The sequence below is a fragment of the Leucobacter massiliensis genome (assembly GCF_002982315.1).
In the GTDB taxonomy this organism is placed as follows: Bacteria; Actinomycetota; Actinomycetes; order Actinomycetales; family Microbacteriaceae; genus Leucobacter; species Leucobacter massiliensis.
In genome coordinates, this window is record NZ_MWZD01000013.1 from 195525 (window position 1) to 216576 (window position 21052).

General features: G+C 72.8%; 19 protein-coding genes. 2 read left to right on the forward strand and 17 right to left on the reverse strand.

Annotated features, from left to right (window positions below; translation table 11 throughout):
* Nucleotides 1-37 precede the first annotated feature (37 nt).
* The 7 genes from B4915_RS03115 to B4915_RS03145 form a co-directional block, all read right to left on the reverse strand.
* On the reverse strand, nucleotides 38-1696 hold the full coding sequence (locus tag B4915_RS03115; protein ID WP_105804374.1) for an ABC transporter substrate-binding protein: 1659 nt from the start codon (nucleotides 1694-1696) through the stop codon (nucleotides 38-40).
* On the reverse strand, nucleotides 1693-3543 hold the full coding sequence (locus B4915_RS03120; protein WP_105804375.1) for a dipeptide ABC transporter ATP-binding protein: 1851 nt from the start codon (nucleotides 3541-3543) through the stop codon (nucleotides 1693-1695). The genes B4915_RS03115 and B4915_RS03120 overlap by 4 nt, the downstream gene beginning before the upstream one ends.
* Nucleotides 3540-4466, reverse strand: a complete 927-nt coding sequence (locus B4915_RS03125; protein WP_245907319.1) for an ABC transporter permease — start codon at nucleotides 4464-4466, stop codon at nucleotides 3540-3542. The genes B4915_RS03120 and B4915_RS03125 overlap by 4 nt, the downstream gene beginning before the upstream one ends.
* Nucleotides 4463-5455 carry an ABC transporter permease gene (locus B4915_RS03130; RefSeq protein WP_105804376.1) on the reverse strand — a complete coding sequence of 331 codons (993 nt, stop codon included), beginning with the start codon at nucleotides 5453-5455 and terminating at the stop codon, nucleotides 4463-4465. The genes B4915_RS03125 and B4915_RS03130 overlap by 4 nt, the downstream gene beginning before the upstream one ends.
* Nucleotides 5452-6840 (reverse strand): amidohydrolase, encoded by a 1389-nt coding sequence (locus B4915_RS03135; protein WP_105804377.1) that lies wholly within the window; start codon nucleotides 6838-6840, stop codon nucleotides 5452-5454. The genes B4915_RS03130 and B4915_RS03135 overlap by 4 nt, the downstream gene beginning before the upstream one ends.
* A complete protein-coding gene (locus B4915_RS03140; RefSeq protein WP_105804378.1) occupies nucleotides 6837-7775 on the reverse strand; it encodes an aldo/keto reductase in 939 nt (312 codons plus the stop codon). The genes B4915_RS03135 and B4915_RS03140 overlap by 4 nt, the downstream gene beginning before the upstream one ends.
* A 228-nt stretch (nucleotides 7776-8003) precedes the next feature.
* Complete coding sequence (locus B4915_RS03145) at nucleotides 8004-9113, reverse strand: baeRF2 domain-containing protein (protein ID WP_105804379.1); 1110 nt, start codon at nucleotides 9111-9113, stop codon at nucleotides 8004-8006.
* Between the two features lie 163 nt (nucleotides 9114-9276).
* On the opposite strand from B4915_RS03145, the gene B4915_RS03150 reads away from it, so the two are divergent.
* Nucleotides 9277-10230 (forward strand): alpha/beta fold hydrolase, encoded by a 954-nt coding sequence (locus B4915_RS03150; protein WP_245907320.1) that lies wholly within the window; start codon nucleotides 9277-9279, stop codon nucleotides 10228-10230.
* Between the two features lie 38 nt (nucleotides 10231-10268).
* Here B4915_RS03150 and B4915_RS03155 read toward each other — a convergent pair whose 3' ends face one another.
* Together B4915_RS03155 and B4915_RS03160 are read right to left on the reverse strand one after the other, a co-directional pair.
* The gene (locus B4915_RS03155) at nucleotides 10269-11045 is read right to left on the reverse strand and encodes a glycosyltransferase family 2 protein (RefSeq protein ID WP_219845076.1); all 777 of its coding nucleotides are present in this window, start codon (nucleotides 11043-11045) and stop codon (nucleotides 10269-10271) included.
* 60 nt (nucleotides 11046-11105) lie between these two features.
* Entirely contained in the window at nucleotides 11106-11474 is a 369-nt protein-coding gene (locus tag B4915_RS03160) for an IclR family transcriptional regulator domain-containing protein (protein WP_181158438.1), read from the reverse strand.
* Between the two features lie 348 nt (nucleotides 11475-11822).
* Here B4915_RS03160 and B4915_RS03165 point away from each other — a divergent pair, with 348 nt between their 5' ends.
* Nucleotides 11823-13211, forward strand: a complete 1389-nt coding sequence (locus B4915_RS03165; RefSeq protein WP_105804382.1) for a replication-associated recombination protein A — start codon at nucleotides 11823-11825, stop codon at nucleotides 13209-13211.
* Nucleotides 13212-13254: 43 nt separating this feature from the next.
* Here B4915_RS03165 and B4915_RS03170 read toward each other — a convergent pair whose 3' ends face one another.
* From B4915_RS03170 to B4915_RS03205, 8 genes are all read right to left on the reverse strand, one after another.
* Nucleotides 13255-14061 carry a TMEM164 family acyltransferase gene (locus B4915_RS03170; RefSeq protein ID WP_181158439.1) on the reverse strand — a complete coding sequence of 269 codons (807 nt, stop codon included), beginning with the start codon at nucleotides 14059-14061 and terminating at the stop codon, nucleotides 13255-13257.
* 130 nt (nucleotides 14062-14191) lie between these two features.
* Entirely contained in the window at nucleotides 14192-15010 is an 819-nt protein-coding gene (locus B4915_RS03175; RefSeq protein ID WP_105804384.1) for an ABC transporter permease, read from the reverse strand.
* The gene (locus tag B4915_RS03180) at nucleotides 15007-16080 is read right to left on the reverse strand and encodes an ATP-binding cassette domain-containing protein (protein ID WP_146120017.1); all 1074 of its coding nucleotides are present in this window, start codon (nucleotides 16078-16080) and stop codon (nucleotides 15007-15009) included. Before B4915_RS03180 ends, B4915_RS03175 begins: the two co-directional genes overlap by 4 nt.
* A 286-nt stretch (nucleotides 16081-16366) precedes the next feature.
* Entirely contained in the window at nucleotides 16367-16879 is a 513-nt protein-coding gene (locus tag B4915_RS03185) for a hypothetical protein (RefSeq protein WP_105804385.1), read from the reverse strand.
* Nucleotides 16872-17108, reverse strand: a complete 237-nt coding sequence (locus B4915_RS03190) for a hypothetical protein (protein ID WP_105804386.1) — start codon at nucleotides 17106-17108, stop codon at nucleotides 16872-16874. Before B4915_RS03190 ends, B4915_RS03185 begins: the two co-directional genes overlap by 8 nt.
* Nucleotides 17109-17154: 46 nt before the next feature.
* A complete protein-coding gene (locus tag B4915_RS03195) occupies nucleotides 17155-17988 on the reverse strand; it encodes an SGNH/GDSL hydrolase family protein (protein WP_105804387.1) in 834 nt (277 codons plus the stop codon).
* A gap of 100 nt (nucleotides 17989-18088) precedes the next feature.
* Entirely contained in the window at nucleotides 18089-19414 is a 1326-nt protein-coding gene (locus B4915_RS03200) for a glycosyltransferase family protein (RefSeq protein WP_105804388.1), read from the reverse strand.
* Nucleotides 19411-21033, reverse strand: a complete 1623-nt coding sequence (locus B4915_RS03205) for a glycosyltransferase (protein ID WP_181158440.1) — start codon at nucleotides 21031-21033, stop codon at nucleotides 19411-19413. The genes B4915_RS03200 and B4915_RS03205 overlap by 4 nt, the downstream gene beginning before the upstream one ends.
* Nucleotides 21034-21052: the final 19 nt, after the last annotated feature.

Sequence of the window (21052 nt, forward strand, 5' to 3'; positions counted from 1 at the left end):
GGTGGTGGTCCTAGACTTCAGAGAGAAAAACCGCGGGTCACTGGTGCAGCCAGACGTCGTAGAAGCTGTCGGTGTAGCCGACCGCGTCGAACTTCCAGCCTTGCACCGCATTCGTGGTGCCGACGATCTTCTTGGGAATGTAGATCGGCACGGCGTACCCCTCGTCGAGGATGCGATGCTGCACCTCGTAGGCCGCGGCGATCCGCTCCTCGGGATCCTGCGAGGTGGAGATGACGCCGTAGGCGGCGTCGATCTGGGGGTCGCTCAGCAGCCCGTAGTTGATGCCGGATCCGCCGTTCGAACTGGGGATCGAGATCGTCGCGAACGGAGCCACGGAGGTGCCGACGTCGGCGTAGCCGCGCGAGGCGTCGGCGATGTGGTGCTTGCCCTTCGCGAGTTCGGCGGTGTAGGCGGCCGTGTCGTAGGGGGTGCGGATCACCTCGATGCCGACGTCCTTGAGCGACGAGGCGATGGCCTCGCCCAGCTGCTGCCGCTGATCGGTCTGCACGTAGAGGCTGTCGACGTCCCACTGCAGGGTGAGCCGCTTCCCGTCCTTCACGCGGTATCCCTCGTCGTCGACGTCGGTGTAGCCGGCCTGCTCGAGCAGCTTGACGGCGTGCTCCGGATCGTAGCCCCAGCTGTCGACCAGGCTCTCATCGAAGGAGCCGACGGGCGGGGTGTCGGGCAACGTGGTGCTCCACGCCTTCTTCTGCACGCCGTTGTAGACGCCCTCGAGCAGGCCGTCGATGTCGATGGCCTCGCGGAAGGCGATGCGCACATTCTTGTCGTCGAAGGGGGCGAGGTTCGGGTTGAGCGCGAGATAGTAGGGTGTGCCGGTGTTGTCTTTCTCGAGCACGGTGAGCCCGGCGCCCTCGACCTCGGGGATGTTGAGCGGCGGGATCTGGTCGATCGCGTCGGCCTGGCCGGAGGTGAGCGCGCCGATGCGGGCCTGCGTCTCGGGCACGAACTGGATCACGACCTCGTCGAGGTAGGCGGGTCCCTCGTGCTCCCAGGTCTCGGGCGCCCAGTCGTAGTCGTCGTTGCGTTCGAGGACGAGTTGCGAGCCCTTCGTGTACTCCTTCACCTTGAACGCACCGGTGCCGATCGAGAGCTCAGGCGAGGCGGAGAGCTCGGCCGGGGTGTGCTCGGAGAGCACCTTGCCCGAGTAGATCGGCCAGTGCGGGGTGGAGAGGGCGTGGATGAACGCCGCGTTGGGGCGGCTGAGGTGCACCTCGAGCGTGTCGTCGTCGACGACGACATTCTCGGCGATCCCCGTCGACACGGTTGCGAGATCGGGTTCGTTCAGCGGCCGGTCGAGGTTCTGCTTCAGCACCTCGGCGTTGAACGGCGTGCCGTCGTGGAAGGTGACCCCCTCGCGCAGCGTGAAGGTGTAGGTGAGCCCGTCGTCGCTGATCTCCCACCCGGTCGCCAGGTCGGGCTTGTAGCTGCCGTCCTTATCCTGCGCCACGAGCGTGTCGAAGATGGAGCTGTTGATGGAGTTGGCGTTGAGGCTCGGGATCCGCTGCCCGTCCCACACGGGGGGCTCGGTGTTCGCGAAGTAGGTGAGCGTGCCGCCCGAGACGGGGGTGCCGGCCTCGCCCGACGGGTTCGTCGACGACGCGCTGCCCGAGCAGGCCGACAGCCCGAGGGCCGCGGCGAGAACGAGGGCGGGGATCAGGAGTTTCTTGGGTTTCATGAGTGCTGAACGCTTTCGTTGAGGGGGTGGTCGGTGGGTGTCGGTCCTGCCTGTGGCGGGGTCGGTCCCGGCACCGCTCGGGTGCGCTCGGCGGCCGGATCCCCCGCTCGCGTGGTGGACCGCGCCGAGAAGCGAAGCTTCGGGATCGCTTCGACCAGCTGCCGGGTGTATTCGTGTTGCGGGTGCTCGAACACGGCCTGGGTGCGACCCGCCTCGACCACCCGGCCGCGGCGCATCACGATGACCTGATCGGCGATGTGCCGGATCACGCCGAGGTCGTGCGAGATGAACAGCAGCGAGACGCCGGTGCCGCGCTGCAACTCGGCGAGCAGGTCGAGCACCTGCGCCTGGATCGAGACGTCGAGCGCCGAGACGGCCTCGTCGCACACGATCACCTCGGGATCGGTCGCCAGCGCGCGTGAGATCGCGACGCGCTGGCGCTGGCCGCCCGAGAGTTCGAGCGGGTTGCGGCCGAGGTGCTCGGGTCCGAGCTCCACCCGCTCCAGCAGTTCGACGGCCCGGTCGCGGCGCTCGGTGCGCGGCACGCCCACGGCTTCGAGCGCCTCGACGAGGATCGCCTGCACGCTCACGCGCGGGTCGAAGGAGCCGAGCGGATCCTGCGAAATCGCCTGGATGCGGCAGCGGCGCGGGCGACGCTCGCGCTCGCGCGCCGCCGACCATGGCAGCCCGTCGAGCAGCACCTCGCCCGCGTCGGGAGCGGTGTAGCCGAGCACCACGTCGGCGGCGGTCGACTTGCCCGAGCCCGACTCGCCGACGAGGCCGAGGGTGCTGCCGCGGCGCAGCGCGAAGGAGACGCCGTCGAGCGCGGTCGTGCGGCCGCCGCCCGGTCGCCGGTAGCGCTTCACCAGGCCGAGCGCCTGGAGCACGGGCGGCTCCTCCGGCCCGGGCGCGCTTGCGGCGGCTGCGGGCGCGGCAGTGGCGCCGGCGGCTGCGGGCGTGGCGGTGGCGACGGGCGCGGTGACGGTCGCGTCGACGACGGCGCCGGGCGCACCGCCTGCCGGCCCGTTCGCCGGCGCCGCGGCGGGGCCCGCGGCGAGCCGCCGCCCGCGGGACCGCTCGGAGGGGATCGCCGCCAGTAGCCGGCGGGTGTAGTCCGATTCGGGCGCGCCGAGCACCCGCTCGGCCGGTCCCTGCTCCACGACCCGGCCGCGCTGCAGCACCAGGATCTCGTCGGCGAGCTGCGAGACGACGGCGAGGTCGTGGCTGACGAGGATCAGCCCCGTGCCCTGCGCGCGCAGCCCGTCGAGCAGTTCGAGCACCTGCGCCTGCACGGTGACGTCGAGTGCGGTGGTCGGCTCGTCGGCAATGAGCACCGGCGGGGCGGCCGCCACCGCGCTTGCGATGAGCGCACGCTGGCGCAACCCGCCCGAGAGCTCGTGCGGGAACTGCCGCGCCCGCACCTCCGCCTCGGGCACGCCGGCTCCGCGCAGCAGTTCGATGGCGCGATCGCGGCGCTCGCGGCGGCCGGCGAGGCGGTGCGCGCGCAGCGGCTCGGCCACCTGCGCCCCCACGCGGGCCAGCGGGTCGAGCGAGACGAGCGCGTCCTGCAGCACGAGGCCGATCTGCGATCCGCGCAGCTCGCGCCACTCGTCCTCGCCGAGCGTCAGCAGATCGCGCTCGCCCAGCCGCAGCGCGGCAGCCTCCACCGTCGATCCGCGACCCACCAGCCCGAGCAGGCTGCGCACGGTCACCGACTTGCCCGATCCGGACTCGCCCACGAGCGCCACGCACCGGCCGGCGCGCAGCTCGAAACCGAGCCCGCTCACCGCGACGGTGTCGCCGAAGCGCACTGTGAGGTCGTCGATCTGTACGAGTGGGGCGGTCATAGCGAGCTCCGTTTCGCGATGAAGCGCTGCTGCGGCCAGCGCCCAACCACGGTGATCGAGATCACCGTGACCGTGATGAAGATGCCGGGCCAGATGGCCGTCCAGGGCGCGATGCTGAGGTACTGCCGCGCCTCGGAGAGCATCAGGCCCCATTCGGGTGTGGGCGGCACGGCGCCCAGGCCGAGGAAGCTGAGCGAGGCCCCGAAGATGATGCAGACCCCCACGCCCAGCACGGCGTTCACGAGCACGGGGCCGAGACTGTTGGGCACGACGTGGCGCAGGATCAGGCGGGCCGGGCCGAGCCCGAGCCCCACGCCCGAGCGCACGAAGCCCGACTCGCGAATGCGCAGCACCTCGCCGCGCACCAGGCGCGCCGATCCGGGGATGCGACCGAGCCCCACCGCCCAGATCAGGCTCCACTCCCCCGGGCCGAGCACGGTGATGGTCACGAGCGCAACGAGCACATCGGGAAAGGCGAGCAGCACGTCGAGGAAGCGCGTGATCGCGCGATCCCACACGCCGCGCGCATACCCCGCGAGCACCCCCAGCAGCACGCCCCCGACGAGGCCGATAAGGGTGGCGCCGAGCCCCAGCAGGATCGAGTACCGTGCACCGTGGATGAGCCGGGAGAAGAGGTCGCGACCCAGCTGGTCGGTGCCCAGCCAGTGCTCGAGGCTGGGGGACGCGAAGGAGTTGCGGGGGTCGCTCGCGATGGGATCCTGCGCGGCGAAGAGGGTGGGGGCGATCGCGGCGAGCACCAGCAGCGCGAAGATCGCGAGCGCGAGCAGCACGCCGGCGGGCGGCAGGGCGCGGGTGGCACGGCCAGTGCGGTCGGCACGGCGGGTGGCACGGCCGGCACGGTCGGGGGGCACCGGGGACGGCGATCCCGAACCCACCGAGGCGTTCAGTGCGTCGAGGCTCATCGCTGCTCCTTCAGGCGCGGGTCGATCAGCGGCAGCAGCAGATCGACGACGGTGTTGATGACGATGAAGACCAGCGCGGCGAAGATCACGAAGCCGAGCACCACGGGCACGTCCCGGTTCTGCAGGGCCATCACGATCACCCGGCCGATACCCGGCCGCGCGAAGAGGGTCTCGATGATCACGGTGCCCGTCAGCAGCGAGCCGAAGATGATGCTGCTGAGGGTGAGCGCCGGCACGCTCGCGTGGCGCAGCAGGTGGCGCGAGCGCAACCCCGCCTCGCCCACGCCGCGAGCGCGGATCGTGGTGACGAAGGGCTCGTGCAGCTGATGCTCCATGCGCTCGCGCAGGATCTGCGTGATCACCCCCACGAGCGGCACGGCCAGGGTGATCACGGGCAGGATCAGCGCCGCGGGCGTCTCGTTGCCGAAGGCCGGCACCCAGCGTAGGCCGAATGAGAAGACCGTCATGAGCACGATCCCGAGCCAGAACGAGGGCACCGAGACCGCGACGATCTCGAAGGACTGCGACAGGAAGCGCACCGCCCTGCGCCGGCCGCTCGTGGCGAGCGCGATGCCGATCGAGGCGAGCACGGCCATGAGCATCGCGGCGACCGTCAGCTCGACGGTGGGGGCCAGCTCGCTGAACAGCACCTCGGTGACGGGCGCGCCGCGCAGGTAGCTGGTGCCGAGATCGCCGCGCAGCACGCCGCCGAGGTAGCCGAGATACTGCACGATCACCGGCTGGTCGAGGCCGTACTGCGCCGCGATGGCCGCGCGCATCTCGGGCGTCGCGTCCTGCACCCCCGAGAGCAGCACGTCGAGCGGGTCGCCGGGGACGAGGCGCAGCGCGAGGTAGGCCAGCGTGGCGGCGAGCCAGACCACGAGCACCAGGTCGAAGACGCTGCGCAGCAGCACGCGCAGCCAGCGCGGGATCGCGCGGCGGCGGGCGGGCGCGGCGGGCCGGATCCGCTCAGGAACCGTGGTCGTCACTGCTCCCACCTCCTCCGGCCGCCCCGCTGCTTGAACTCCTCGCGGGCGGCGTCGCGCAGCGCGGGATCGGCGAGGTAGTCGGCGGCGAGACCCGCGAGCGCCGCGGCCCCGTCGGCGAGCGCCGCGAAGGCGGGCGGCTCGATCGTGGTCGCCGCGAAGGCGGCGTTGTGGGGCAGCACGTCGGGGGCGCCGCCCAGGCCCAGGGCAGGGTGGATACTCGGGATCAGCCAGCTCACATTGCCCATGTCGGTGGAGGGGCCGCCCTGCGCGGGGCGGGCCGGCGTTAGCGGGACGGTGCGGCCGCGCCGTTCGAGGTGCCTGGCCCAGTGCTTCACCAGCGCGACGTTCTGCTTCAGCGGCAGGTAGGGCGGCTCGAAGTCCGCGTCGATCTCGGCGCGGGTGCCGGTGGCGAGCGCCGCGGCCTCGAGAATGTCGATCACCCGTTCGGTGAGCACCTTCAGCGTCTCGATCTCGGTGGAGCGCACCAGAAACTCAGCCTCGGCGAGCTCGGGGATCACGTTCGCGGCGGCGCCGCCGTTGGTGATGATGCCGTGCACGCGGTCCACGGGCAGGATGTGCTGCCGCAGCTGCGCCACCGACTGGTAGGCGGTGACCACCGCGTCGAGCGCGTTGAGTCCGAGATACGGGCTGAGCGCGGCGTGTCCGGCGCGGCCGCGATAGCGCACGCGGATCCGCCGCACGCCGCTCGTGCCCGTGCCGTAGATCGGCGAGACCTGGTCGCCCACCGAGGGGTGGACCATGCCGGCCGCGTCGACGTCGTCGAAGCCTCCCGCGCGGATCACGTGCTCCTTGCCCGCGCCGCCCTCCTCGGCGGGGGTGCCGATGATGCTGAGGCGGCCGCCCAGGCGCTCCGCCTCGGGGGCGAGGCCCAGGAAGGCGCCGACGGCGATGGCCGCGATGATGTTGTGGCCGCAGGCGTGGCCGATGCCGGGCAGGGCGTCGTACTCGGCGACGATCGCAAAGTGAGGGGCTGTGTGGGTGTCGGATCCGGCGCGCCCGTCCGCACCCGCGGTCACACCCGCACCCGCGGTCGCACCCGTGCCCGCGTCCGGACCCGCGGTCGCGCGGAACGCGGTGGCGAGGCCGAAGGAGCCGAGTTCGACCCCGTGGCCGTAGCGCCCGAGCAGCTCGGCGATGCGCGCCGCGCTGCGGTGCTCCTCGAATCCGATCTCGGGATCGTCGTGCAGCTCGATCGCGAGCCGTTCGAGCTCGGGGCGCAGCGCGTCGATGCGGGCCGTGACGCGATCCACGAGCGCCGCATCGGCTCCCGCGAAGGGCGTGCCGGGGGTCGCCGGGGCCGTGTCTCGCGCGGCGGAGCCCCACGCCGTGTAGACCGCGAGCGGATCGGTGGGGGTGCGGTTCATGCGTCCTCCTCGGGGAATCGCGGGTCGAAGGCGACGTCGCCGAGCACGTCGCGCACGGCCCCGTCGACCTCGGCCACGGTCGCCGCGTCGAGTGCGGCGCCCGCCGCCGCAAGGTTCTGCACGAGGTGGTCGAGCGAGCGCGATCCCGCAACGGCCAGCGCGTGCGGCTGCGTGGTGAAGATCCAGGCCAGGCAGAGCTGGTGCGGCGTAAGGCCCGCGCCCGCACCGATCGCCCCGAATGCGGCGAAGAGCCGCCGCTTGTGCTCGGGGCGCAACCCCCGGCCCACGAGCGGCCAGTATGCCACGAAGGGGATCCCGAGCTCGCCGAGCCGGGCCGCGACGGGCGCGTTCTGCCGCGCGACCGGGTTGTAGAGGCTCTGCACCGCCTCGAGACCGGGTTCGAGCTCGAGCACCCGCTCCAGCTGCTCGGCACTCGGTTCGCTGACGCCGATGGCGCCCACGTCCCCGCGATCCCGCGCCTCCTGCAACACGCCGAGCTGATCGGCGAGCGGGTAGTGGGGGTCGATCCGGTGCAGATAGAGCAGCTCGATGCGCTCGCGACGCAGGCGCCCCAGGCTGAGATGGATCTGCTGGCGCAGGTAGTCGGGGTGCCCGAGCACGCGCCAGCTGCGCACCGAGGGCCGCAGCATGCCGATCTTGGTGGCGACGAGCACGTCGTCGCGCCCGCCCAGCGCCTCGCCGATCAGCTGCTCGCTGACGCCGGGGCCGAGCGCGTCCGCGGTGTCGACGAGGTCGAACCCGGCGTCGACGGCCGCGAGCAGCAGCGCCCGGGCGGCTGCGGGATCTCGCGGGGCGCCCCAGCCGTCGCCGGCGGTGAGCCGCGCGGCGCCGAATGCGAGGCGTGAGACCGGTCTGCCTGCCAGGGTCGCCGTCGCGGCGCCCGCGGCGGTGGGCGTGTGCGCGTGTGTCGCCATGTGCGTCTGCCATCTCGCTTCCACGGCGATCCCGGATGGATCACCGAATTCAGAAGCTCAGCGTATGGGACACATAAGCAAACCGGCAGCTGTGTTACGCGCTCGCCGTCATCGCGCGTCACGGAACGTCACACTCGCGTCCAGCTCCCGAGCCTCGCCCACGAGCGCGACCTCGGCAGAAGCGTCCCATCTCCTCGGCGCGTGCTCCGCGCGTGCTGCCCGGCGGCGTCAGTAGCGGAGGATCGCGGCGACGCCGTCCTCGATCGGGGTGCGCTCGGCACCCTCGGGCGGCAGGATCTCGGTGAACGCCGCGTCGCCGAAGGCGGCGGAGCGGAGCAGCAGCGCTGCCGCAGGGGCTGAGAAGGACTCGGCCCCCTCGCCGAAGGAGGTGGGGGCGGTGCCGAGCGCGATCGGCTCGTCCCGGAGTGCGTAGAGCTCCGGATCCTGATCCCGGTCCGCCGCGAGCAGCAACGTCTCGACGCGTCCCTCACTGAGCGCCTCCATCACCGCCGGCATTCCCTGCAGGGCGAGCCCGCCGGCGAGCTTCGCCTCGAAGGCGTCGAGCACGGCGCGGTGACTCTGCCGCATTGCGACGTCCATGCCCGCGTCGACGCTCTCGCGCAGCGTCGCGAGCGATCCCTCGTCGGCGCGGCCGCCGTGGACGAAGACGACGCGGTCCTCCAGCAGCCGCTCCCCCAGGTGCTCGCGCAGCATGCCGATCGCCTTCGGATCCCCCGCGACGAACACCACCTCGGCGCTCACGGCGTCGATGGCGGCCCGGATGTCGGCGGCCGTCTGCGCGGCGTTCTCGCTCCACAGGTTCTCGCTGCGCCGGTGGTAGGTGGCCTGCGCCTCCGCCCCGCCGCGCACCTTCGTGAGATGCCAGGTCGATCCCGCGAAGGACCGCTGGAACGACGGCTGCGCCGACACCGCCGGGTAGCCGTCCACATCGGCGCCAGCCCGGTCGATCGCGACCACGACGTAGGGCAACTGGTGGTCGTAGTCGATGGCGAGGACGAGTGGGTCGGCGACCGGGCCGTGTGTCGCCGTGTCGAAGGCGGGCGGCTGCGCCAGCGTGTAGGCGCCGAGCAACCGGCCCTCCGCGGCGAACAGCGCCTCGCCCTGCGGCCCCGGGATGTGCTCGCCGCCGCCGACGGCCTCGTCGAGGGCGGCAAGGGTCACCTCCTCGGCGCCCTGCTCGCTCAGCGAGCGGCGCAGCGATCGCCAGCGCACCTCGATCCGCCTGGCGGCGTCGTGCGAGTCGCGGCTCGTGTCGAGATACACCGTCGCGACGGGGGCGTCGGTCTCGTACAGGGGGCGAAGAAACTGCAGATCCATGCTCATCCCGGGCGAGATGCCCGTCTCCCTTCATGCGCCGCCGCTTCGCTGCGGTCCGCCTCGGTCTCCGTGCCTTTCGATGCTATGCGAAGTCGATGTGCGAGCACCACCCCTTGACGTCGCGCGACCGGGGATGCCGGGCCGGGTCGCCTATGATGAGTCCGTGCATGAGCCGGGAGGATCCGATCAGCCGAGCTTCTGGGTGGCCGGGACAGACGCCGTCGAGGGGGATGTCGTGGCAGCGCTGCGTGAGGCCGCGGTGTGCGATGCCGCGCTCGGACCCATCGACTGGAGCGTGCTGCCGGCCGGTGCCGTGCGCGACGAGTTCGCGGCGCCGAGCGGGCCGCTGGCGCGGGTATCGATGGGGCCGGCAGATGGCGAACGCGTGCTACTCGTCCCGGGCATGACCGGTTCGAAGGAGGACTTCACGCTCATGCTGCCGCTCCTCGCGGCGGCCGGCTGCCGCGTCGAATCGTACGACCTGGCCGGGCAGTACGAGTCCTGGCAGGCGGGGCCGGAACGTCTCAGCCCGCCGGGCGGCAGCTACACGCTCGGTCTCTTCGTCGACGACCTGCTCGCCATGCTCGGCGCCGGCGCCGCGCCCGCACACGTGCTCGGCTACTCCTTCGCGGGGACCGTGGCCGGTGCCGCGGCCCTGCGCGCTCCCGAGCGCTTCGCGAGCCTCACGCTGCTCTCGACGCCGCCGCTCGCCGGCCGTGCACTGCGCGGCTTCAAGATACTCGGGCCGCTGCACCCCCGGGTGCGCGCTCGCTCGCTCGGGCCGGTGTTCATCGCGGCACTCCGCGCCAATGTGCATCGCGCCCCCGCCGACCGCGCCGCCTTCATCCGCGCCCGCCTCGCGCTCACCCGGCCGTCGAGCGTGGGCGACATCCTGGAGCTCATGCAGCGCACCCCGGATCTCGCCGCACCCTTGCGTGCCACCGGGATCCCGATCCTCGTCGTCGCAGGCAGAGGCGATGTGTGGCGGCTTGAGGACCACCGTGGCTTCGCCCGCCGGCTCGGAGCGGATCTGCTCGTGCTGCCCGACGGTCACAGCCCCTGCGAGACCGCGCCGCACCAGCTCACCCTGGCCATGCTGCGCCTGATGGGGCGGTGAGCGTTCCCAGAGCCGCTCCCCAGTCCGGCCCGCACCGTTCAGGCCTCAGCGCGCACCCCGAGCATCCGCTGCCTGCGACGTCGATCGCGGCGCCCGCGCGCACAGCCGATCACCCGCCGCGGCCAGCTCACCTCGCGCAGGTGCACCGCGATCTGGTGAAAGGCCCACGCCGCGCGGCGCAGGAACGCCCGCCACGAGTACAGCGGGCGCACCGACACCCCGACGCGCAGGCCGGGATCGTAGTCGACGCCGGCGTCGGGGCCGAGGGCGAGGCTGATCTCCAGGTCGTCGTGCGCGCGCGGGTCCTCGACGTGCACGCGGGGGCGGATCTCCTGCCACGTGGCTCGGCGCAGGGCCAGGTTCGAGCCGAAGAGCGGCATGCGAGCGAGGACGGCCCGGAAGATGAAGAGGTAGCCGCGGATATAGAGGTGCCTGCCGACGAAGCGCCGGATCGGCCCGCCGCCGTAGAAGTGGCCGTTGCTGGTGAGCGCATCGAGCGTGGGATCGTCGGCGAATCGCTGGACGACCCGTGCCGCCCAGTCGGGGGCGGGCCGCGAGTCGGCGTCGAGCCGCCCGATCACCGTGCAGCGGGCTGCGTCGAAGCCCGCTGCGGTCGCCCGCAGGACCCCGCGGCGGGGTTCGCTCACGACCCGGGCGCCCCACTCGCGCGCCACCCGAACCGTGTCGTCGACGGAGCCGTTGTCGACCACGAGCACCTCATCCGCCGGCCGGGTCTGGGCGGCCAGGGCGGCAAGGCAGTGGCGCAGCATCTGGGCGTCGTTCAAGGACGGCACCACCACGGTCAGGGTGATCATCGTCACCACTGAATACACCGGTGACACGGCGGCGTCAAGCGGCCTCCATGCCCGTGCCCGCTACTCCACCAGCTCCGCCCGCACGCGTGCGAGCGCCGCGGGCAGCAGGCGCTGCATCTCGTCGTCGAAGCGCTGCGCGGGGACCGAGACGGTGATGGCGGCGTGCGCCGCAGCTTCAGGCGGGCCCACCGCGACCCCGACGGCGCGGATCCCCCGCTCGCTCTCGCCCGTGTTGAGCGCGTGACCCCGCTCGCGGACCCCGGCGAGCTCGTCGAGGAGCTCGCCGACGGTGCGCAGGCGCGCACCCGGCCAGGGCAGCAGCCCGTCCGGGTAGAGCCGGAGGACCTCCTCGTCGCCGAGGCTCGCGAGGATCGCCTTGCCGCCCGAGGTGCAGTGGGCGGGGATCCGCACTCCGATGCGGGAGCCCACGTGCAGGGCCTGTACGTCGCCGAGGTGCTCCCCCTCACCGAGCGCGAGGAGCTGGCGGGCTCCTTCGCGCGCGTGCTGCGCGAGCAGGCCCCGGCGGTCTGAGCGGCTTCGCGGATGGGGGGCGCTCCGGCCAGGCCGATGCCGGCGCGCCGGACCGGCCCCCTCCGCGACGTCGTCACCGGACCGATGGCGGCGCACTCGGATGCGAGGCGCACCCCGGCCTCCGCACCGGCGGGCACACGCCGTAGCATGGTGGGCACGAGCATGCTGCGGCGCCGAGCCGCGCAGGCGCGGAGGCGGGGAGGCCATGACCGGCGGCCCGCAGCCTCGGGAGCGGGAGGACGCGCGATGAGCCAGAACGATGCACCGTCGCTGTTCGAGATCGACGACGCCACGCGCCCGCTGGCCGACCGGCTGCGGTCGCGGCGACTCTCTGAGGTCGTCGGGCAGGAGCACCTGCTCGGCCCCGAGGGTCCGCTGGGGCGGATGGTGGCCCAGGGGCGGCTCGTCTCCACGATCCTGTGGGGGCCGCCCGGCTGCGGCAAGACCACCATCGCGCGGCTGCTGGCTGACGCCACCGGCCTCGTCTTCGAGCCGCTCTCGGCGACGTTCTCGGGGGTGGCGGAGCTGCGCAAGGTCTTCGCGGCGGCGGCGAAGCGGCGGGAGATCGGCCAGGGCACGCTGCTGTTCGTCGACGAGATCCACCGCTTCAACCGGGCTCAGCAGGACTCCTTCCTCCCCTACGTGGAGGACGGCACGATCACGCTCGTGGGCGCCACGACCGAGAACCCCAGCTTCGAGCTGAACGGCGCGCTGCTCTCCCGATGCCAGGTCTTCGTGCTGCGGCGGCTGGACGAGGCCGCGTTGCGGACCCTGCTGGACCGCGCGGAGCAGCTCCTCGGCCGCCCGCTGCCGCTCCAGCCGCAGGCCGCCGAGGCGCTGCTCGCGATGGCCGACGGCGACGGGCGTTACCTGCTGAACCTGGCCGAGCAACTGCTCGCCCTGCCCGCGGGCACCCCGCCGCTCGACCCGGCCGCCCTCGCGGATGTGGTGCAGCAGCGCGCCCCGCTCTACGACAAGTCGCAGGAGGGCCACTACAACCTCATCTCCGCGCTGCACAAGTCGATGCGCGGCTCCGACCCCGACGCGGCCCTCTACTGGCTGGCCCGCATGCTCGCCGGCGGCGAGGATCCGCTCTACGTGGCCCGGCGCCTTGTCCGTTTCGCGAGCGAGGACGTGGGGATCGCCGACCCCGAGGCGATCCACCAGGCCCTCGCCGCGTGGGACGTCTATGAGCGGCTCGGCTCGCCGGAGGGCGAGCTGGCGATCGCGCAGGCCGTCGTCTATCTCGCGACGGCCCCGAAGTCGGTGGCGGTGTACCGCGCGCTCGGGCGGGCGACGCGGGCCGCGAAGCGCTCGGGATCGCTGATGCCGCCCGCGCACATCCTCAACGCTCCCACGAAGCTCATGCGTGAACTCGGCTACGGGAGCGGCTACCGCTACGACCCCGACACGCCGGAGGGCTTCTCCGGTCAGTCCTATCTGCCGGAGGGCCTGAAACGGGAGCGGTTCTACGAGCCGACCGCGGGCGGGTACGAGCGGGAGATCGGCGAGCGCCTGCGCCGCTGGGAACGACTGCGCGAGCGGGCCCGGGAGCGCGGGGACGCGGACGCGGATCGTGGGGACGGGCCTCGCCCGGCGGCGGATCCGGACGGCGCCGGAGGCTCCCGGGAGTGAACGCCGACGCCCGGCCCGGCGGATCCCCGCTCCGCGGCTCCGCTCAGCCGGCCAGCCCGAGGCCGCGAGCGCGGAGCGCGGCGATGGCCTGCGCGGCCCGCTCCACGGCGCGGTGCCCGGCGACCATGAGCAGCAGCACCGGGTAGAGCAGCGGGATGAGCGGCAGTTCGTACACGAAGGGCACGCCGATGAGCCGCCACAGGGCCTCGAGGATCGCCGATCCCTCGGGGTCGAAGAAGTACATGTAGTTCGCCCGCGGATCGACGAAGGCGCGCGCGAGCAGCGTGACGAGGAAGAGCGCGACGGCGAGCACCGTGAACAACACGAGCGAGAGGGCCGCGTCGCGCCAGCGCGGCCGGTAGTAGCCGAGCCCCGCATGCGCGAAGGGCAGCACCACGTTCAGCCCGTGGACCAGGTAGAACAGCGCACCCACGCTGAGCAGCGGCGCGCCGATGTACTCCGCGGAGGGCGCGCACAGCGCGAGGAAGCCGGCGAGCGCGCCCGGGAAGAACAGCAGTGCGTGCAGCGGCCGCACCCACCACGCCGCGCCGGGGCCGGAGCGCACGAGCATCGCGGGCACGAGGAGGATCGTCGCGATCGTGCAGAAGTGCAGCGGCCAGTTGCGCGAGAACACGAAGTCCGGAAAGGCCGGCTCCGCGATCCGGTCGAAGGTGAACCAGGTGGAGAATCCCCAGTTCGCGATCGCGATCCCGCAGAGCACGCCCCGTCGGCTGCGGTCCGGCATCCGTCGGAGCGCGGCCCAGAGGGTGACGCCGCCGACGGCAAGCGCGAGCAGCAGGATCCCCCACGTCTGCGTGAAGGGGACCACGGGCAGCACCGGCGGGTTCACGGGTAGAGCATACGTTATCGACAGCAGCAGCGTTGCTACGGGAAAGAGATGCGCGGGCGCGAAGCTGGTGGATCGTCCCGGCGGGGCCCGCCCCGGGATGCGTGCCGTCGCACCCGGGGCGGGGCGATCCTCAGGCCTTCCGCATGTAGGCCCGCACCGTGAGCGGGGCGAACAGGGCGACGATCACGGCCGCTCCGAGCAGGGTCCACCATGCGTCGGCTCCCCACACACCCTCGTTGGCGAGCTCGCGGAAGGCGGTGATGAGGTGCGACAGCGGATTCCACGCGGCGACCGTCTGCAGCCAGGCGGGGAGCGTGTCGACCGGCACGAAAGCGTTCGAGACGAAGGTGAGCGGCATGAGCACGAGCATGCCGATCCCCTGCACCGTGCCAGCGGTGCGGGCGGTGACGCCGAGCAGCGCCCAGCACCAGCTCACCGCCCAGGCGGTGACGATCGCCAGCAGCGCGGCCGCGAGGAGCCCCCAGCCTCCGCCGGGCCGCCAGCCGATGATCACGCCCACGAAGATGGTGAGGCCGGTGATCGCGGCGTAGCGGATCGTGTCGGTCAGGAGCGCTCCGCCGAGTGGCGCGATGCGCGCCATGGGCAGGGAGCGGAAGCGGTCGAACACGCCCGTGTCCATGTCCTCGCGGAGCTGCGTGCCGGTGACGAGCGAGGCCTGCACCACGCCCTGCACCACGATCGCGGGCAGCAGCGCGGGCAGGTAGTCCCCGACGCTCCCGGCGATCGCCCCGCCGAAGAGGTAGGCGAACATGAAGGTGAAGAGGAACGGCATGACGAGCACGTCGGCCCACTGTTCGGGGGTGCGGCGCAACCGCAGGAGTGCGCGGTAGGCCATGGTTGCGGTCTGCCGGAGGGTGTCGCGCAGGCCGACGCGTCGGCCGAGCTGCGCGGGGAGGACTGGGGGCTGCGGGGTGATGATGGCGCTCATGCGGCGGACTCCTCGGTCGTGTCGGGGCGGGATGGGCCGCGGCCGGCCCGCGGCCGCGGGTGGGATGCGGTGGCGTGACCCGGCGCGGCATCGGGGCTGCCGGGGTGCGCCGGATCGGGATCCGGCCCCCCAGGATCGGTGCCTTCTTCCGCGCCGTGCCCGGTGAGGGTGAGGAACACCTCGTCGAGCGTCGGTTTCTGCACGCTCACCTCGGCGAGCCGGATCCCCCGCTCGCGCAGCGCCACGAGCAGATCGGTGACCCGGTCCGGGTCGGCCATGGGCGCGGTGAGCCGGGAGGCCTCCGGGTTCGCGGTGGCCTCGATCCCGAGCACCGCCTGCACGGTGGCGAGTGCCTCCCCCGTCTGCGCGGGGTCGCTGAGTCGCAGCTGCAGTGCGGCCGTGCCGACCGAGGCCTTGAGGTCGTCGGCGGTGCCCTCCGCGACGACGCGCCCGCGGTCGATCACGGCGATGCGCGCGGCGAGCTGATCCGCCTCGTCGAGGTACTGCGTGGTCAGCAGCACCGTCGAACCGCCGCCCACGAGATCGCGGATCACCTCCCACATCTGCCCGCGCGTGCGCGGGTCGAGGCCGGTGGTGGGCTCGTCGAGGAAGATGAGCGGCGGTTGCGAGATGAGGCTGGAGGCGAGGTCGAGGCGCCGGCGCATGCCGCCGGAGTATTTGGCGACCGGGCGCTTTGCCGCCTCGGCCAGTCCGAATGCCTCCAGCAGCTCCGCGCCGCGGGCCTTCGCAGCCCGGTGGCCGAGGCCGAGCAGTCGCCCGAAGACGATCATGTTCTCGATCCCGCTCACCTTCTCGTCGACCGAGGCGTACTGGCCGGTGACGCCGATGAGCTGCCGCACCGCGTGGGGTTCGCGCACCACGTCGTGACCGAAGATGCGCGCGCTGCCGCCGTCGGGGCGCAGCAGCGTGGCGAGCATGGAGATGGTGGTGGTCTTGCCGGCGCCGTTGGGGCCGAGTACGCCGTAGACGGTGCCGGCGGGGACGAGCAGATCGACGCCGTCGACCGCGCGGTGGGCGCCGAAGGTCTTGACGAAGCCCTGCGCCTCGATGGCGAGCGGCGGGGGGGGGGGAGGGGGGGGGGGGGGCCCCCCCCCCCCCCCCGGCCCGCGGGGGGGGGGCCGGGCTCGGCTTCCCGCTTCTCTCTGTAAAAAAAAACACAGTCACCGCCTCGCTCTGCACCCCCATCGCCATCCGCCACTCGGGTTGCGAGCGCTCGGGGTCGCCGCTGCAGCGGATCCCCAGGCACGGTGAGACACCGCCCGGGTGGGCGGGTGACGCTCCGGGGTGCGGAGCGGGACGGGAACGGGCGTGCCCGCGGGCGAGCGGAGTGGCGCGTCAGCCGCTGTCGGGGCTACTCCGCTCGGCGAGTTCGGCGAGCAGCGCCACGCGGTCGATCCCCGCATAGGCGAGGGCACGCGGCACGGTGCCGAGTTCGGCCTGCAGCACGCCCGCAAGCAGGTCGAAGGCGGTCATGCGGTGCCGGCCCCGGCGGTCGAGGGCGGCGACCTTCTGCGCCCGCTCGAAGGCGGTGCGCAGGCTCGCGGTCCACTTCGGGCGGCCGAGCCGGGTGGCGACGAGCGTGGCGGGATCGCGAGGGGCGACGCCGACGGAGCCGAGGGACCGCTCCCGCTCGACGCGCAGCGCCTCGGCGACGCCCGCGTGGTCGAGTCCGCGTTCGGCGAGGAAGCGCCCGGTCGCGGTGTGGGTGTCGGCGGCGATCGCGAGCAGCAGGTCTTCGGCCTCGACCGTGCCGAAACCGCGTCGCTGGGCTTCGACGATCGCCGCCATCATCAGGCCGCGGGCATTCGCCGCGGTGTCCGGCGGCACCAGGGGTCGCTCCTCAGCCACGTCGCCTCCTCAGGTCGATGCCGGCCTGCTCCACGCGCCGCAGGTGCTTCTTGTGAACGGCCTGCCGAGTGACGCCGAGGGCCTCCGCCAGCTGGCCCCAGCCCCAGCCCTCGCGCAGCGCGCGCTCGACGGCGGCGTCTTCCAGGCGGTCGGCGAGCTCGCGCAGCGCGACCGCCGCTGCGAGGTCGTCGGCGACGCCGCCGATGGGTGACTGCGTTTCGGGTGGCATGGAAGCAACTGTAGTTGCATAAGCCACCTGTCGCAACTGCAGTTGCCTAAATTCTCGGCGGCAATGCAGCACTCGCGCGCGATCCGTCGTCGCCGCGCGCGCGACGGTTCCGCTCCGGCGCGCGAATCTCGTCCAGCCGGGCGCGCACGAGCGGCCAGAAGGCATCCGCCCAGACCTCGTAGCCGCGGTCGTTGGGGTGGAAAGCGTCGGCGGCGAACTCGGTGAGAATGCCGCGCAGGCCGCGACGCCGGGTGGCGGCGTAGAGCGGCACGACGGCCAGGCCGCGAGCGGCGGCGAGCGTGTGCACGATCGCGTTCGCCTCCCGCACCTTGCGATCGTTCCACGGGAGATGGAAGCAGGGCAGCTCCGCAACGATCGCGTGCGCGGGCAGCGCGTCGAGGATGGCGGCGAGGTTGCGGTGGAAGGCGCGCGGCTCCCAGTCGGCGATGTCGTTCGCCCCGATCGCGAGGGTGACGAGATCCGCGGGCCGCTTCGCGAGGGCCTTCGCGGCGCGGGGCAGCTGATCGCGCGCGCACAGCGCGGACGGGGCACCCGAGACGCCCAGATTGGTCACCTCGATCGGCTCACCCAGCCGCGCCTCGATGCGATCTGCGAGCTGACCCACGTAGCTCCGTCCCGGCACGGAGGCGCCGATGCCCTGTGCAGTGGAGTCGCCCAGAGCGAGGTAGTGGAGCGCGCCAGGGCGGGTGCGCCGCTCCCGCCACCAGGCCGCCGTGACCGGCTGCATCTCGGCGAGTTCCATGAGGGGCCGGTTCGCGCGCTCGCGGAGGCGCTCCAGGCCGAGCCGTCGCGCCACCACCGCGGTCGCTGAGAGCGCGAGCGCCCGCGCGCCGAGCAGCGGGGAGCGGGCGGGGTACACGGCCCCCAGCGTAGCCGATGATCCCGGCGGCGGTTCCGGGCGGACCGTCGCACGACCCTGCGGCACGGTGCCGGCCTGGTCTCCGCAGCGGCGTCCCGGCTCAGCCGGGAAGCAGACGACGGTAGTCCGCGGGCGTCGAGAGCGGACACGCCTGCGCCTGCAGTTCGGCGAGCTCCGCTGCCCGTCCCTCGGGGCCCGCGGTCGCCGTGGCGAGGCGCTCGCGCAGCTCGCCCGGGCCGGCGCAGACGAGCGCGTGGGCGGGCGACTTCGCGACGGGCGCGTGGGCGAGCACCACGAGGCCCAGGTGATAGGCGGCGGGCACCGCGTCGAGGACCTGCGAGCCCGCGTTCACGTCGAGGTAGACGGAGGCACGATCGAGCTCCTCGCGAATGCGGCGCCGGCTCGCCGTCGGGATCAGCGTGAGGTTGGCGTGACGTCGCCCCAGCTCATGCAGCCGCTCGCTCATCAGCGTGAGGGCGGCCACCACGAAGCGCACCCCCGGCAGGGCCTCCAGCAGCTCCGGGAGCGCTGGCAGCTCGTCGCTGTTCGTCAGCGTGAAGACGCGCCGGGCTTCGTACCCGCGGTGCTCGGCGAACTGGTCGAGCGGTGAGAGCGTGTCGAGCGCGACCGGGGTGCCCGGATGGCGTGCCGCCACCTTCCGTCGCAGCCGCTCCTCGCCGAACACGATGCGGGTGAGCGCCCGCGGACGCTCCAGCTCTGCGACCATGTTCCCTGGCACCTCCCCCGGCATCGGCTCCTGCCAGAACAGGGTCGTGTTCGGCTCGTCCGCCAGCAGCCAGGACGTGAACAGCGGGTACGAGAGCGAGTTGATCAGGATCCTCTCGGCGTCGATGCCCTGCTCGGTGACGAAGTGCGCGACGAAGGCGGACACCGAGGGGAAGGCGCGCAGTTCGGTGCGGGAACGCATGATGACCGTCTTGGCCCCGTGGTCGACGTCGATGCGCCAGGGCCCCGGCCCGCTGTAGACGGTCTGCTGGGCGATGACCCGGCCATCGCGGCCGGGCGCATAGTGGGTGACCGCGTAGCGCGAGCCGCTGCGGTCGTAGTGCTCCGCGTGGCTGAGCGTGCCGTCGGGCAGCACCCACTCCACGCGCTCCACACGGCGGTACGAGTTCGGCTCATAGCGAATGCGGGCGATGCGCGCGCCGTCGCGCAGGATCTCGCCGAAGGGCTCACGTCCCTGCCGGATCTCGCACCACGGGGGCACCGGCACCTCGTCGAAGAACAGGGGCTCTCCGCCGCCGCGCAGGCCCGTGTACTCCGCGATGGGGCTGCGCACGCCCTCCGGCGGCAGGCCCGTGCATCGGATCACGACGGGCGTGTGCGGCACGCCGGCGATGCGCAGCGAGCGCGCGAGCAGCCGGGTGCGGTGCTCGTAGTCGTCGAAGAGCGCGAGCATCGTCATCGGCCTCCCCCGGAGGCGCCGAGCAGGGCCGCCCATCGCTCGCGCACCCGCTCCTCGCCGAAGTCGGCGGCCCGCCGCAGGCTCGCCGCCCGCATGCGCTCGTAGGCGCCGGAGGAGGCCGCCTCCGCACCGAGCACCTCCGCGATCCCTGCGGCGAGCGCCGAGACATCGCGCTCCGACATGCCGCCGTCCCGGAAGCCGCAGGGCACGAGCAGCCCGTTGACGCCGGACTCGACCATCTCGCGGTTGCCGTAGTCCACGTCGAAGCCGACCACGGGCAGCCCCTCGGCGATAGCTTCCAGCAGTGACAGGCCGAAACCCTCCGAGGTCGAGGCGGTGACGTAGAGGCCGTAGGCGCCCAGTACCCCCGCGAGCGGCCGGTGACCCATGAGTCGCACGTACGAGCCGGAGTCCGTCTCCCCGATCGCCGCGAGGAGCGGATCGCGCCGCCCCTCGCCGTAGATGTCGAGCCGCAGCCCCGGCAGCTCGCGGCGGGCCTCGGCGACGGCGCGGATGAGCGTGTCGAGGTGCTTCTCGGCGGCCAGGCGGCTCGCCGTGACGAGCGCGAGCGGGTCGTGGTGCGCGGCGGGCTCGCGCGCCGCCGCGAAGCCGACGGGGATCGCGGAGACCCGTGAGGGGCGGTACGCGGCCTCATCTCCCACGTGCAGACGGCGATCTGCGGCCCGGCGTTCGCGATGCGCGCGCGCGAGCTGCCGCTCCAGGATGCCGCGCTGGCGCTCCGTGGAGACGATCAGCCCGTCGACCAGATCGGGCCGGGAGAAGACGTGCTCGTAGTGGTTGTTCCAGAGCAGGACGCCGTCCTCGATCCGCTTGAGATCGTAGTGCTCGGCGTGCACCACCGAGTAGAGCCGCCGGTCCCCGATCACGGGCGCGACCGCGTCGATCACATCGAGCGGACGGTCCACGATCACCACGTCGTCATCCCTGTCGAAGAGCTGCGCGAACACGAAGCGGAGGAACGCGGACCGCCCCTCGAGCAGCAGCTCCCCTCCCGCACGCAGCGGTCGTCCGCGGCGGCGCGGCAGGGCCGGGTCATACAACGGCGACGCGGCGGTGATGCGCGTGCGGGCGATCTCGCCATCGCGCAGCCACTGCTCCGCGGCGAGCCGCCCGTCCGCGGTGAAGAACTCGCGGCGCACCGCACGCCCCGCGGCGAAGTGCTCCACGCTGTGCAGCGCATCCGTGTAGTGCTCCACGCGCAGCAGCCGCTCCCCCGCCAGGGTCTCCACGCGATCCACCAGGCCGTCCTCCACGGTTCTGATGCGGTGCCGCAGCGGCGAGCCCGTCAACGCCACCTCGACGCAGCCCGGCACGCCCAGCGTCTCGCGGAGCGGCTCGTGCTCCTGCGGGATCGCGGCGAGCACATCGTCCGCGCGCAGCACGCAGGGTCGCGTCTCACGGCCCGTCACGAGGTCGTAGATCCACGTCACCCGCGAGCGTTCGAAGCCGAGCCGATCCGTGTAGACGCAGAGGTTCGTGCCGATGTAGTCCGTGAAGACGTAGCGATCGTCCACCCAGTCGATCCCGGCGAGCAGCCCGCGACGGTAGTGCTGCGCATACTCGACGCCGCTCGACGCGGCGCCGATCGCCTTGTTCACGCTGAAGACCCGCACTCGC

Bases quoted from the DNA above. Each gene is read 5' to 3' on its own strand.
- B4915_RS03115 (WP_105804374.1), bottom strand. From the start codon at position 1,696: ATGAAACCCAAGAAACTCCTGATCCCCGCCCTCGTTCTCGCCGCGGCC.
- B4915_RS03145 (WP_105804379.1), bottom strand. From the start codon at position 9,113: ATGGATCTGCAGTTTCTTCGCCCCCTGTACGAGACCGACGCCCCCGTC.
- B4915_RS03125 (WP_245907319.1), bottom strand. From the start codon at position 4,466: ATGAGCCTCGACGCACTGAACGCCTCGGTGGGTTCGGGATCGCCGTCC.
- B4915_RS03175 (WP_105804384.1), bottom strand. From the start codon at position 15,010: ATGAGCGCCATCATCACCCCGCAGCCCCCAGTCCTCCCCGCGCAGCTC.
- B4915_RS03200 (WP_105804388.1), bottom strand. From the start codon at position 19,414: ATGACGATGCTCGCGCTCTTCGACGACTACGAGCACCGCACCCGGCTG.
- B4915_RS03120 (WP_105804375.1), bottom strand. From the start codon at position 3,543: ATGACCGCCCCACTCGTACAGATCGACGACCTCACAGTGCGCTTCGGC.
- B4915_RS03135 (WP_105804377.1), bottom strand. From the start codon at position 6,840: ATGAACCGCACCCCCACCGATCCGCTCGCGGTCTACACGGCGTGGGGC.
- B4915_RS03155 (WP_219845076.1), bottom strand. From the start codon at position 11,045: ATGATCACCCTGACCGTGGTGGTGCCGTCCTTGAACGACGCCCAGATG.
- B4915_RS03165 (WP_105804382.1), top strand. From the start codon at position 11,823: ATGAGCCAGAACGATGCACCGTCGCTGTTCGAGATCGACGACGCCACG.
- B4915_RS03140 (WP_105804378.1), bottom strand. From the start codon at position 7,775: ATGGCGACACACGCGCACACGCCCACCGCCGCGGGCGCCGCGACGGCG.
- B4915_RS03190 (WP_105804386.1), bottom strand. From the start codon at position 17,108: ATGCCACCCGAAACGCAGTCACCCATCGGCGGCGTCGCCGACGACCTC.